The following is a 12,610-nucleotide window of genomic DNA, read 5'->3' as shown; positions in this document are numbered from 1 at the left end:
GAACTCCTTAATGGAATATTCATTGGATTCAAATAACAATACGGGAGCAGTTATTAAAGTTATTGGTGTTGGTGGCGCAGGTGGGAATGCCGTTAACCGCATGGTTGATTCTGGTATTAAAGGTGTGCAATTCATCGCCGCTAATACCGATGTGCAAGCACTTGAAAGCTCACAAGCCGAAACAAAAATACAATTAGGTCCTAAACTAACAAGAGGTTTAGGCGCTGGTTCAAATCCAGAAATTGGTCAAAAGGCTGCTCAAGAAAGCGAAGAATCTATCAAGGAAGCTCTTGATGGTGCTGACATGATTTTCATAACTGCTGGAATGGGTGGTGGTACTGGTACAGGTGCTGCTCCTATTGTTGCTGGAATTGCTAAGGAAAGTGGCGCACTAACAGTTGGTGTTGTCACACGTCCATTTGCATTTGAAGGATCAAAACGTTCACGTTTTGCCGCAGATGGTATCACTGAATTGAAGAAGGATGTTGATACATTAGTTATTATTTCAAATAGTAAATTATTGGAAATTGTTGATAAAAAGACACCTATGGGTGAAGCTTTCAGTATTGCTGATGATGTTCTACGTCAAGGTGTTCAAAGTATCTCAGATTTAATTACTTCACCAGGATTCGTTAACTTGGATTTTGCTGATGTTAAGACTGTTATGTCTGACCAAGGTTCTGCTCTAATGGGTATTGGTACAGCGAATGGTGAAAACAGAATTACAGATGCTACAAACAAAGCTATTTCGTCACCATTGTTGGAAGTTTCTATCGATGGTGCTAAACAAGTATTACTTAATATCACTGGTGGCCCAGACTTATCATTATTTGAAGCACAAGATGCTGCTCAAATCGTTTCAGAACAAGCTACGTCAGATGTTAATATTATCTTCGGTACATCAATTGATGAAACCTTAGGTGATCAAGTTAAAGTTACAGTTATTGCCACAGGCGTTGAAAGTGAAGACAAGAAGAGATCTGTTCAAAAACGTCCTCAACTTAATAATCGTATGGCAACACTTGATAACGATCCAACTGATGTTCCTAAGCCAGCACCAAAGAAAAAGCCTAGTGATCCATTGGCTGATTGGGATATTAACCATGAATCAGATTCTAACAACAACGTTTCAGGTGAAAAAGGTGATTTTGAGATCTTCAGAAAACCTGAAACAATTGACTTGAATGATGATGACGATGATTCAACTCCTCCAATTTTTAAACGCAGAAATAATAAATAATCCAAAAGTTAAACTTAGAAGGAGATCTTAATATGGCTTTTGAAAAATTAGGTAATTTCTTTGGAATCAACGATGAAGACGACTTTGATGAATCAGAAAATGTAGAATCATCGACTTCTAACTATTCTGGTAATGAGAAGGTAGTTTCTATGACCGCTGCAAGTGAATCAAGACCTACTAGTAGTAAAATAGCAATTTATCAACCTAGAGTTTATTCAGATGCAAAGGTTATTGCAAAACAACTTTTAGACAACAAGGCCGTGATCGTTAATTTCAACAATATTAATGATGAGCAATCGAAGCGAATAGTCGACTTTTTGACCGGTTCGATATATGCTCTTAATGGTGAAATCAAACGTGTTGGAGATAAGATATTTTTGTGCACACCTCCAAAGTTTGAAATTGATGGAAGTATTCCTGAATTGAATGAATAAAATAGATAGGGGAATCTTATGGATCGTATTTCGTATGGTTTACCATTAATTATTAGCGGTGCTTTCCAAATATACGAGTTGATCGTGTTTGTATATTGTATTATGACATTTATACCAGCATTGTATAATTCGGCCTTTGGTCAATTCATCGCTAGGATGGTTGAACCTTTCTTCAGAGCAATTTCAAAAATCATTCCGACTAGATTTGGAATGATTGACTTTTCCCCACTGATTGCTCTAATAATTTTAGAATTAGTACAGAAAGTGGTTTTTTATATAATCTAATGACTGAAAAAGAAAATGTAAGCTTAAAAAGTGGATATTTTCGTCCAGAAGAAAAGCCCTTTATTGACAAAATGAGTGATCTATTACTAAGAACACAAACTATGTATACCCCACAGTTGACTGATTTTCTCAATCTTAGAGAACAGTTGATTTTGAATAACCTCGTTAACAAATATGATGACCTCTATGTTCATTATTTCGGAGGATTTGAAGGGGCAGAAAGAGTCAGGGGTATTATTGCTCCTGACTATTTTGTGCCAAAGGAAGCCGATTTCAAGATTTCAATGTTTGAGATCAGATACCCAGAAAAATTTGCGAATTTGCATCACGGACAAATTTTAGGAGCGCTGACTGGGTCAGGCGTCGAAAGAGACCATTTTGGAGATATAATAACTGACGGTGAAAACTGGCAATTTTTTGTTTTTGATCAAATGAAAGATTTTGTATCAGAGCAAGTGCAAAAAATTGGACCTTACAAAGTTCATTTAACTCAGAAAAATTTTAATGAACTTTTGTTGCCAAAGGACGATTCTCACGACGAAGTAATAAATGTACATTCGTTGCGACTAGATACGATTGTTGCAACAACCTATGATTTATCTAGGCAAACTGCAAAAGCTCTAGTTGAGCATGGTAAAATCCAGATCAACTGGGTCGTAAATAAAAATGCAAGTTCTTTTATTACGATCAACGATACACTCAGCGTGCGTGGATATGGTCGAGTAAGAGTCAATGACATTATGGGTAAATCTAGGGGCAACAAGTATATATTGTTCGTTAATATTATCAATAAATAAGAGGTGGAGATTATGGTATTGTCACCAATAGAAATACATGATAAAGAATTTGAAAGTAAATTCCGCGGTTACAACCGTGATCAAGTTGATAAATTTCTAAAACAGGTTTCTCAGGACTATGATCTTGCCCTGCAAAATAACGAACAATTACAAAAAGAACTAGAAGATACCAAAGAACAATTGAAGTATTTCACTGATATGCGAGATGCTTTGAATCAATCGATCATCGTTGCTCAAGACGCTGCTGATAAAGTAAAAACTAATGCTGAACAAGAGGCACAGATCATTGTTGAAGAGTCTCAAAAGAAGGCACGTGAATTATTGGATCAATCGACAGCAAAGTCCAATCAGATTCTCGAAGATGCTTCTAGCAAGGCTCGTCAGGTAACCATTGAAACTGACGATCTGAAGAAAAAGTCGGCTGATTACAGACGTGGCTTGCAGGAGATTTTACGCCAACAATTAAACATGATCCAAAGTCCGGAGTGGGAGCAACTTTCAAAGGACACTTCCACTGACGACTTGAAGCAACGAGTGGGAATGCAAGATAATCAGGATAGTTATGACCAAAATACAAATAATAATCAAAATAATAACGAAGATACAAATAATTTTGATTCAAGTAATGTTGATACCACGGGGAATAACTATGAAAATGAGCAGTCAGATTATGAAAATTCGCAAGATACCATTCCCAACGATGAACAAATGAACTATAATAACAATATTCCCGATGAGGAGCCTGCAGATCCGTATACAGTTAGTCATGAACAAAATGCTCCAACTTTTAATTTTGCTGATGACGAATCTGACGACGCGGTTCCTGATGATAATGGGGAATCTAATAATTAAGAGAATAAGTGCTTTATAAAACATTTTTCAGCGAGCTAACGTATGGTGTGAGGTTAGTAAAATAATTTATTTAGTATATCGACTCTTAAACAATTTTATAATCATTTACCAATAGGTGGTATAACGAAGAACTCGTCCTAGAATTGGATGGGTTCTTTTTAATTTCAAAAAGGGGTGGAAGAATGAAAGTCAAAGACACACTTAACTTAGGAAAAACAAAGTTCCCAATGCGTGGTAACTTACCTAACAAAGAAGCAGAATGGCAAAAAGCCTGGGAAGAAAATAAAATTTATGAAAAGCGCCAAAAATTAAATGAAGGTAAACCAACATTCGAATTATTGGATGGCCCTCCATTTGCTAATGGTGACATTCATATGGGACACGCCCTGAATAAGGTTTCAAAGGATATTATCGTTCGTTATCATTCGATGAACGGATTCCGCTCACCATACATCCCTGGTTGGGATACTCATGGTCTGCCAATCGAACAACAATTAGCTAAAAAAGGTGTTAAACGTAAGGAAATCGGCATGTCAGAATATCGTAAGATGTGTCTTGACTTTGCTGAAGGTGAAATCAAAAAGCAAATGGCTGGATTCAAACGTCTAGGTGTTTCAGCTGATTGGGATCATCCATATATTACTTATCAACCTGAATTTGAAAAAGAAGAAGTTAAAGTTTTTGGTGAAATGGTCAACAAGGGTTATATCTATCGTGGTAAAAAACCTGTTTATTGGTCACCATCATCTGAATCAACTCTTGCTGAAGCAGAAATCGAATATAAGGATGTTAAATCAGCTTCGATCTATGTTGCATTTAAAGTCCGTGATGGTAAGGGTCTACTTGACGATGATACATCGTTCATTATTTGGACCACTACTCCTTGGACAATGCCATCTAACAAGGCTATCTGTGTGAACCCTAAGTATGACTATGCATTAGTTAATGCTGATGGTAAAAAATACGTCGTTGCTGAAGAACGTATCAGTTTCTTACAAGAAAAACTAGGCTGGGAAAATGTTGAAACTCTTAAAACATTCAAGGGTTCTGAACTTGAAGGTCTAACCGCAACTCATCCATTCTATGATCAAGCATCACTATTGATCCTTGGTAACCACGTTACATTAGATGATGGTACTGGATTAGTTCATACTGCTCCTGGATTTGGTGCTGATGACTTTGTTGTCGGTATGAAATACAAATTACCTATTTTCTCACCAATTGATGAACACGGCTGCTTTACAGATGAAGTCCCTGAATACAAGGGTGTTTTCTATGACGATGCCAATAAAATGATCACTGACCGTATGAGTGAGAATGGCTCATTGCTAAAACTTGAATTCTTCACTCATAGTTATCCACATGATTGGCGTACTAAGAAACCTGTTATTTTCCGTGCCACACCACAGTGGTTTGCATCAATCGACAAATTTAGACCACAATTATTATCTGAGCTTGAAAAAGTAAGTTTCATTCCTGATTGGGGTAAAACTCGTTTGTACAACATGATTCGTGACCGTGGTGATTGGGTTATCTCAAGACAACGTGCTTGGGGTGTTCCACTTCCAATTTTCTACGCTGAAAATGGCGAACCTATCATGACTAAAGAAATTATCGACCACGTTGCCGATTTGTTTGGTAAATATGGTTCGAACGTATGGTTCGAACGTGACGCAAAGGATCTGCTTCCAGAAGGATATACTAATCCGGCTAGTCCTAATGGTAAGTTCACTAAAGAAACAGATATCATGGACGTTTGGTTCGATTCAGGAACAGCTCACGCTGGTGTTGCTAAGTTACGTGATAATTTGCAATTCCCAGCCGACTTAGTGCTTGAAGGTTCCGACCAATATCGTGGGTGGTTCAATTCATTGTTGATCACATCAGTTGCTGCCTTTGGTGTTGCTCCATACAAGGCTATCCTTTCGCAAGGATTCACATTGGATAAGAATGGCGTTAAGATGAGTAAGTCACTTGGTAATGTTATCGCCCCAGCAGATATCGAAAGACAATTCGGTGCAGAAATCATCCGCCTCTGGGTCGCTTCAGTTGATTCTAGTTCTGATGTTCAAGTATCAGTTGACTCATTCAAACAAGTTTCAGAAACATATCGTAAGATTCGTAATACTATTAGATTCATGCTTGCTAATACAGCTGACTATGATCCTAAGACTAATCGCGTCGCATATGAAGACCTTCGCCCAGAAGATCAATATATTGCAGTGAAGTTGAATGACTTAGTTCAAGACTTACACGATGAATATGATGGTTATGATTTTGCCGATGTAACTAAGAACGTTGTTCGTTTCATTACTAATGATCTATCAACATTCTATCTAGACTTTGCAAAAGACGTTGTTTATATCGATTCTGAGGATTCACACGCTCGTCGTTCAATGCAAACTGTAATCTATGATGCTGTGGTTAAAATTGCCAAGTTGATGACACCAATTTTGCCACACACTATGGAACAAGTATGGGAATACTTAAAAGAACCAGAAGAGTTTATTCAATTGACTGACATGCCTGAGGTTGAAGATTTGCCAGGCTCAGATGAAATCAAAAAAGATTGGTCAGTATTTATGAACTTTAGAGACAATGTTCTCAAGTCACTAGAAGTTGCTCGTGATAGTAAATTGATCGGTAAATCACTAGAAGCAAAAGTTACAGTTTATCCAAGTGAAGAGTTGAAAGATACTTTTGACAAGATCGACAGTAACTTCGGTCAATTACTGATTGTTTCTCAATTTAACATTAGTTCAGATGCTGCTCCTGATGAAGCTGACAAATACGAAGATTCTAGCGTATTAGTTGAACAGGCTGATGGTGAAGTATGTCAAAGATGTCGTATGATCAAGACTGATGTCGGCGAAGATTCAAACTTCCCAACATTCTGTGCTAGATGTGCTAAGATTGTTACTGAGGAATATCCTCAAACAATTGAAGAAGGTTTTGAGGGCTAATATATGTTTCAAGGAAAAATCGTTCGTTTTAATACCGATCGTGGTTTTGGATTTATAAATAATGGTGATGAGGAAATATTCTTTTTTGCTGATTCGATTCTCAATCGCGAGGACTACTTTATTAAGCCGGATTTAAATGTAGAATTTGAAGTAGCTCCTGGATTCAAAGGTCCACAAGCAGTCAATATTACTATATTAGAAGCTGAACAAGATGAAGAAAGCGCTGAATAGTGCTTTCTTTTTTATTGAAATAATTTATTTAGGAGAAACATTATGAACGAAGCAGTTAATCCCAAAAGATGGATGATACTTATTTCAGTTGGTATTTTTACGTTGATGGCAACTTTAGATGGTTCGATTGTTAACATTGCGTTACCTGTAATTAGTAAGGATTTAAATATTCCTATGAATATGGCTGTATGGATCGTGTCAGTTTATTTAGTCACGATTTGTATTTTTTTATTACTGTTTGGTAAGTTAGCCGATTCAATCGGAAAAATAAAAGTTTTCAAGATGGGTTCGATTTTATTTATTATCGGCTCGTTGATTTGTGGATTTGGTATAGATTTACCGATTCTGCTTCTTGGTCGTGTAGTTCAAGCTTTCGGTGCTTCGATGGCGATGGCGACCAATAACGGTATTATCACCCAATCGTTTCCTTTACGCGAACGAGGTTACGCCTTGGGATACATCGGTTCGTTCGTTTCCATCGGTTCTATCGCTGGTCCTGGTATTGGTGGTTTAATTTTATCGCAATTCCACTGGAGTTATATTTTTTGGATCAATTTGCCGATCGGTGCGATTGCAATGCTCTTAGGTTATTTGAATTTACCGAAGAAAGAACCTAAGAATCCTGCAAAAATTGACTATCGAGGGTTTATGGTTTACTTCGTGACAGTGATTTTATTCTTCTCAGCTATTTTTATTGGTCAATCAGTTGGGTTTGGCAATATATATATTATTTTGACTTTTATTGTCGCAATTGCTTTCTTTGTTTTATTTTTGCATCTACAAAGAATTACCGAACAACCTATGATTGAATTAAGGATTTTTAAAAATCATGATTTCACGTTGGGATTAGTAGTAGGATTTTTAATATTCGTCACTAACTTTTTCTTCAACGTAGTTTCTCCGTTTTACTTAGAAAATGCACTAGGAATGCCGGCCTCTACTGCTGGATACATCCTGATGATGTTTCCGATCGTTCAAGTGATCGTTGCACCGATTTCTGGTAAGATGTCAGCCAGTATCAATCCAATAACTCTGACTATTTCTGGTCTAGTAGTTCTAGCTATTGCTCAAATTGGATATTTATTCTTTAATGTAAATACAGCACTGTGGTTTATCTTATTATTCATCGGACTGAACGGATTGGGTAACGGTTTGTTCCAAGCACCGAATAATACGATGATCATGAGTTCTGTGGAACCCAAGGACCTAGGGATAGCTGGAGGTTTGAATGCTCTAGCACGTAACTTAGGTATGATTATTGGTGTTTCAGTCTCAACGACTATTTTGTTCCTCTCAATGAGTAACTTTTACGGTAAATCAGTTACCACATATATTGATGGGAGACCCGATATTTTTATAGATGGTATGCGTGTCACGATGTCATTTGCATTAATTATTTGTTTGATTGCTATAATTATGTCTATAATTAGATTAATAAAATCACGAGGTTTAAAGAATGAATAAAGAAGATTCGAGATATTATGAAGAAGTAGTTGCAAGTAAAAGAATGTTCGGCGGAAAGATTTTTGATGTGGAAGTTGAACAAGTTATTTTACCAAATGGAATCCCAGCTATTCGAGAATTAGTTAGGCATCACGGTGCTGTGGCTATAATTCCATTTACATCTGATGGCAAGATGATTTTTGTTCGTCAATGGCGTGAACCAATGGAACAGGAAACTTTGGAAATACCGGCTGGTAAGATCGACGAAAATGAAGGTTCTGATCTCAAAGAAGTTGCTCTACGAGAAATGAATGAGGAGTTAGGTTTAACTACCGATAATTTAGAAAAAGTGACAGTGTTTTATTCAAGTCCCGGTTATTCGGATGAAAAAATAACCATTTTTCGAGCTGATGATCTCCGTGATGTAGAGTACAAGCGTCCGTTGGATCCAGATGAATTCTTAAACGTAGAAAAATTAACGCTCGATGAAGCCAAAAAACAAATCGAAGCAGGTGTGATTTGTGATGCTAAATCTATCTACGCTGTGACATACTGGGAGTTAATGAATGCAAAGAATTAATGAGCTTTGGGATAAGTTCAAGGATGTACTACTGGACACTTTTTCAGGCAATAAAAAAAACGCTTCTCAGAGTTCAGTCATGACTGCGGAAGAAGCAGAAGAACAACAGCGAAAAATTCGTGATCAAGAGCGTAAAAATGTCGAAGAGAAATATCGTAGAGAGCATCCTGATCAAATAGAACAAGAAAAAATCATATCTTTTGAGCATAAGACAAATCGTTTGAAAAAACATCTGAATATTGCCATCATTACAGTGTTTGGTTTAATTGTTATCGTTTTTTTAATACTATTTTTTGTCTAAAAAATAATGAGGGGTAATCAAATGAAAATTGGCGTAATCGTTCCAATGGAAGAAGAAATCAAATTACTTAGAGAATCACTAAGTGATGTAAAAAAAGAAACCGTTGCTGGCGTCGAGATCACGATCGGAACTTATAAGACACACTCAGTTTACTTGGCACAGAGTGGCATTGGTAAGGTTCAGGCGGGAATGACGGCAACGATGATCAATGATCGCTATCAACCAGATGTAGTAGTTAATACTGGCTCTGCTGGTGGTATCGGTGAGGGATTGAAAATCGGTGATGTCGTAATCTCCAGAAGACTGGCATATCATGACGTTGATGCCACTGGATTCGGATATGCTGTGGGACAATTGCCACAACAACCATTGTATTTTTATGCCGATGAAGACTACGTTGAAAAAATTGAATCTGCTGCAAAGAATACTGGGCTCGTTTCTCATACAGGATTAATTGTTACCGGAGACCAATTTATTGACTCTAAGGAAAAAATTGCTACAATTAAAAAGTCGTTCCCAGATGTTTTGGCATCTGAAATGGAGGGCGCAGCCGTGGCTCAGGTTTGTGCACAATTCAAAACACCGTTCGTTGTAATTCGCTCGATGAGTGATGTTGGAGACGAAGATGCTAGTGTTAATTTTGATGATTTTGTTATCGAAGCAGGTCGTAAATCAGTACGAATGCTATTAAATTTCTTGGATCAAGAAGTATAGAAGGGGATTTTTAAATTGGAGTTTACTTATTTAGATAATGCTGCCACGACACCAATGGCTAAGGAAGTGGTTGATGTCATTTCTGAACAAATGGCAAATAATTTTGGAAATGCTTCTGCGACTAATTATTATGGTCGAAAAGCACGTAAAGTATTGGACGAAAGTCGTCATGCGATTGCCCAAAGTCTCAATGCTAAAGATTCAGAAATCGTTTTTACAAGCGGTGGAACTGAAAGTGATAACACTGCCGTTATTTCAACGGCCTTGTCACGACAAAAACTAGGTAAACACATTATCACTACGGCTATTGAACATGAGGCTATTTTAAAACCTATGGAGTATCTAGAAAAACAAGGTTTTGATGTCACTTACCTTAAACCTAATACTCAGGGATTTGTTACAGTTGAGCAAGTCAAAGAAGCTTTGACTGATGATACTATTTTGGTCTCGATCATGTATGGGAATAATGAAACTGGTGCAAAGAATCCAATTGGTGAAATTGGTGAATTGTTAGCCGATCATCAAGCATTTTTCCATACTGATGCTGTACAGGCCTACGGTCAAGAAACGATTGACGTTAAGGCTGAGCATATCGATATGCTTTCAACATCAGCACACAAGATCAATGGTCCTAAGTTCATTGGTTTCTTATATATTAATGATGCTATTCATATTCCTTCACTTATCATGGGTGGAGATCAGGAGACGAAGCGTCGTGCTGGAACAGAAAATGTGCCAGCTATTGCGGGATTTGCGCAAGCAGTCAAACTGATCACACCTGAGGTCAAAGATGAACGTCGTAATCGTTATTTTGGCTTTAAAGAGACGATCCAACAAATATTAAAAGAAAATAATATTTCTTTTGAAGTTAATGGTCCGACTGACAAAAACGGATTGAATCACGTCTTCAATTTGTTTTTGCCAGGTGTCGACCGAGGAATACTATTAACTAGACTAGACTTGGAAGAGTACGCTGTTTCCGGCGGCTCAGCTTGTACAGCTGGCAGTCTTGAGCCATCACACGTATTAGTTGCAATGTTTGGTGAAAACAGTCCTAAGATCAACGATTCAGTACGTATTAGTTTTGGAAAAGACAATACTGAGGAAGAAATCGTTGAATTCTCACATAAATTGGTTGATATCATTAAAGACTTGACTAATTAGTAGTCATTATTCAAACTGAATTTATGAAGAAATTCACTTAGGAGGTTTTATTATGAGTAAAAAGGTACAAATTTTAGGGGATACAGAATTTTATGAACTTAGTCCTGAAATAAAAAAGTACGCATTACGTGACGTCGGTTTTCAAGAAACAAAACAAGGTAATTTCCGTCTGGAACGTCCAATCAGTGGAGATTCACCTTATGATTCACATTATATTTTAAAAGTTACGATCAATAAGGATCTGGACAACCTTAAACTTGCTACTACGGATAAGAGTGGCATGCACAATATCAATATTTTTAAGTTGAAGAATACTGAACAAGGTATCAGTAACTTACGACATTTATTAGATTTTATGATCGAAAAGAAAGTTTTAGTTAAGAGCTAAAGAGTGGAGAGGTTTTTTATGGATAATAAGAAGAAGCGTGTTGTTGTTGGAATGAGTGGAGGAGTAGATTCCTCAGTTAGTGCTCTTTTACTTAAACAACAGGGCTATGAGGTCATCGGAGTGTTCATGAAGAACTGGGATGACTCTGATGATGCAGGTGTTTGTACAGCAACTGAGGACTATGAGGATGTTGCTAAGGTAGCTAACAAGATTGGAATTCCTTACTATTCAGTTAACTTTGAGAAGGAGTATTGGGATCGTGTATTCGAATATTTCTTGGATGAGTATCGTAAGGGTAGAACTCCAAATCCTGATGTTATGTGTAACAAAGAAGTTAAGTTCAAGGCATTCTTAGACTATGCTGAGAAGTTGAACGCTGATTATATCGCTATGGGTCATTATGCACAGAGCTTCCGTGATGACAATGGTGTTGTTCACTTGCTACGTGGTGGTGATGCTAACAAGGATCAAACATATTTCTTGAGTACAGTACAACAGCATCAGTTACAAAAGGCTTTGTTCCCAATCGGTGGTATGCAAAAGTCAGAGGTACGTCGTATTGCTGAGGAGGCTGGTCTTTCAACTGCTAAGAAGAAGGATTCAACTGGCGTATGTTTCATCGGTGAGAGAAATTTCAGAAAGTTCCTTGGTGAGTTTTTACCTGCACAAGCTGGTACCATGATGACACCTGATGGTGAGGTCAAGGGTAAGCATGCTGGTTTGATGTATTACACAATTGGTCAAAGATCAGGACTTGGAATTGGTGGCAATGGCAAGTCTAACGAGCCTTGGTTCGTTGTTGGTAAGGATATGTCAAAGAATATCTTGTACGTTGATCAGGGATATCACAATCCAAGATTGTATGCAGATCATTTGGAAGCATCTGATTTGTCATTTATCACTGGTTTGGACTATGGCGATGAGTTCCACTGTACTGCCAAGTTCAGATATCGTCAGCAAGATACTGGTGTTACAGTTCACGTATTAGACGATGGCAAGGTCAGTGTTGACTTTGACAACCCAGTTCGTGCTATTACACCCGGTCAAGAGGTTGTCTTCTATGATGGCGAGGAGTGTCTTGGTGGAGCAACTATCGACGCTGCTTACATGAAGGCTAAGAAGTTACAGTACATCTAAAATTTCAATATGATATATTTCGGGTAGATCAAGGACATTCCTTGATCTATTTTTGTATATCCGTTTGTAACGGCTTGAAAA

The 12,610-nt window shown here is 37.5% G+C and carries 14 protein-coding genes; all 14 read left to right on the top strand.

The genetic code is table 11. The features are described 5' to 3' along the window. Positions 1-10 precede the first annotated feature (10 nt). Entirely contained in the window at positions 11-1,240 is a 1,230-nt protein-coding gene (ftsZ, locus tag AC27FM_RS02170) for a cell division protein FtsZ (protein ID WP_487085687.1), read from the top strand. Between the two features lie 32 nt (positions 1,241-1,272). Further along, positions 1,273-1,674 carry a cell division protein SepF gene (locus AC27FM_RS02165; RefSeq protein WP_487085686.1) on the top strand — a complete coding sequence of 134 codons (402 nt, stop codon included), beginning with the start codon at positions 1,273-1,275 and terminating at the stop codon, positions 1,672-1,674. Positions 1,675-1,692: 18 nt separating this feature from the next. Next, a complete protein-coding gene (locus tag AC27FM_RS02160; RefSeq protein WP_487085685.1) occupies positions 1,693-1,959 on the top strand; it encodes a YggT family protein in 267 nt (88 codons plus the stop codon). Further along, complete coding sequence (locus AC27FM_RS02155; protein ID WP_487085684.1) at positions 1,959-2,756, top strand: YlmH family RNA-binding protein; 798 nt, start codon at positions 1,959-1,961, stop codon at positions 2,754-2,756. Before AC27FM_RS02160 ends, AC27FM_RS02155 begins: the two co-directional genes overlap by 1 nt. A 12-nt stretch (positions 2,757-2,768) precedes the next feature. Next, complete coding sequence (locus AC27FM_RS02150; RefSeq protein WP_487085683.1) at positions 2,769-3,608, top strand: DivIVA domain-containing protein; 840 nt, start codon at positions 2,769-2,771, stop codon at positions 3,606-3,608. Between the two features lie 182 nt (positions 3,609-3,790). Beyond that, complete coding sequence (gene ileS / locus AC27FM_RS02145; RefSeq protein ID WP_487085682.1) at positions 3,791-6,571, top strand: isoleucine--tRNA ligase; 2,781 nt, start codon at positions 3,791-3,793, stop codon at positions 6,569-6,571. A 3-nt stretch (positions 6,572-6,574) separates the two neighbouring features. After that, a complete protein-coding gene (locus AC27FM_RS02140) occupies positions 6,575-6,802 on the top strand; it encodes a cold-shock protein (RefSeq protein WP_487085681.1) in 228 nt (75 codons plus the stop codon). 42 nt (positions 6,803-6,844) lie between these two features. After that, positions 6,845-8,266 carry an MFS transporter gene (locus tag AC27FM_RS02135; protein ID WP_487085680.1) on the top strand — a complete coding sequence of 474 codons (1,422 nt, stop codon included), beginning with the start codon at positions 6,845-6,847 and terminating at the stop codon, positions 8,264-8,266. Further along, the gene (locus tag AC27FM_RS02130) at positions 8,259-8,825 is read left to right on the top strand and encodes an NUDIX hydrolase (RefSeq protein WP_487085679.1); all 567 of its coding nucleotides are present in this window, start codon (positions 8,259-8,261) and stop codon (positions 8,823-8,825) included. The genes AC27FM_RS02135 and AC27FM_RS02130 overlap by 8 nt, the downstream gene beginning before the upstream one ends. Further along, complete coding sequence (locus AC27FM_RS02125) at positions 8,812-9,126, top strand: hypothetical protein (protein WP_487085678.1); 315 nt, start codon at positions 8,812-8,814, stop codon at positions 9,124-9,126. Before AC27FM_RS02130 ends, AC27FM_RS02125 begins: the two co-directional genes overlap by 14 nt. A 21-nt stretch (positions 9,127-9,147) precedes the next feature. Further along, positions 9,148-9,840 carry a 5'-methylthioadenosine/adenosylhomocysteine nucleosidase gene (locus AC27FM_RS02120; protein ID WP_487085677.1) on the top strand — a complete coding sequence of 231 codons (693 nt, stop codon included), beginning with the start codon at positions 9,148-9,150 and terminating at the stop codon, positions 9,838-9,840. 15 nt (positions 9,841-9,855) lie between these two features. After that, positions 9,856-11,004, top strand: coding sequence for a cysteine desulfurase family protein (locus tag AC27FM_RS02115; protein ID WP_487085676.1), 1,149 nt, complete (start codon positions 9,856-9,858; stop codon positions 11,002-11,004). A 52-nt stretch (positions 11,005-11,056) separates the two neighbouring features. Then, positions 11,057-11,392 carry a hypothetical protein gene (locus AC27FM_RS02110; RefSeq protein WP_487085675.1) on the top strand — a complete coding sequence of 112 codons (336 nt, stop codon included), beginning with the start codon at positions 11,057-11,059 and terminating at the stop codon, positions 11,390-11,392. Between the two features lie 18 nt (positions 11,393-11,410). After that, the gene (mnmA, locus tag AC27FM_RS02105) at positions 11,411-12,529 is read left to right on the top strand and encodes a tRNA 2-thiouridine(34) synthase MnmA (RefSeq protein ID WP_487085674.1); all 1,119 of its coding nucleotides are present in this window, start codon (positions 11,411-11,413) and stop codon (positions 12,527-12,529) included. Positions 12,530-12,610: the final 81 nt, after the last annotated feature.

This window comes from Companilactobacillus sp. y65-5, assembly GCF_057541095.1.
The sequence above is the reverse complement of the archived record's forward strand: the minus strand, read 5'-3'. Positions and strand labels throughout refer to the sequence as shown.

What these genes read in the sequence shown, in the direction of transcription:
- ftsZ (WP_487085687.1), top strand. Translation starts at nt 11, where the DNA reads ATGGAATATTCATTGGATTCAAATAACAATACGGGAGCAGTTATTAAA.
- AC27FM_RS02165 (WP_487085686.1), top strand. Translation starts at nt 1,273, where the DNA reads ATGGCTTTTGAAAAATTAGGTAATTTCTTTGGAATCAACGATGAAGAC.
- AC27FM_RS02160 (WP_487085685.1), top strand. Translation starts at nt 1,693, where the DNA reads ATGGATCGTATTTCGTATGGTTTACCATTAATTATTAGCGGTGCTTTC.
- AC27FM_RS02155 (WP_487085684.1), top strand. Translation starts at nt 1,959, where the DNA reads ATGACTGAAAAAGAAAATGTAAGCTTAAAAAGTGGATATTTTCGTCCA.
- AC27FM_RS02150 (WP_487085683.1), top strand. Translation starts at nt 2,769, where the DNA reads ATGGTATTGTCACCAATAGAAATACATGATAAAGAATTTGAAAGTAAA.
- ileS (WP_487085682.1), top strand. Translation starts at nt 3,791, where the DNA reads ATGAAAGTCAAAGACACACTTAACTTAGGAAAAACAAAGTTCCCAATG.
- AC27FM_RS02140 (WP_487085681.1), top strand. Translation starts at nt 6,575, where the DNA reads ATGTTTCAAGGAAAAATCGTTCGTTTTAATACCGATCGTGGTTTTGGA.
- AC27FM_RS02135 (WP_487085680.1), top strand. Translation starts at nt 6,845, where the DNA reads ATGAACGAAGCAGTTAATCCCAAAAGATGGATGATACTTATTTCAGTT.
- AC27FM_RS02130 (WP_487085679.1), top strand. Translation starts at nt 8,259, where the DNA reads ATGAATAAAGAAGATTCGAGATATTATGAAGAAGTAGTTGCAAGTAAA.
- AC27FM_RS02125 (WP_487085678.1), top strand. Translation starts at nt 8,812, where the DNA reads ATGCAAAGAATTAATGAGCTTTGGGATAAGTTCAAGGATGTACTACTG.
- AC27FM_RS02120 (WP_487085677.1), top strand. Translation starts at nt 9,148, where the DNA reads ATGAAAATTGGCGTAATCGTTCCAATGGAAGAAGAAATCAAATTACTT.
- AC27FM_RS02110 (WP_487085675.1), top strand. Translation starts at nt 11,057, where the DNA reads ATGAGTAAAAAGGTACAAATTTTAGGGGATACAGAATTTTATGAACTT.
- mnmA (WP_487085674.1), top strand. Translation starts at nt 11,411, where the DNA reads ATGGATAATAAGAAGAAGCGTGTTGTTGTTGGAATGAGTGGAGGAGTA.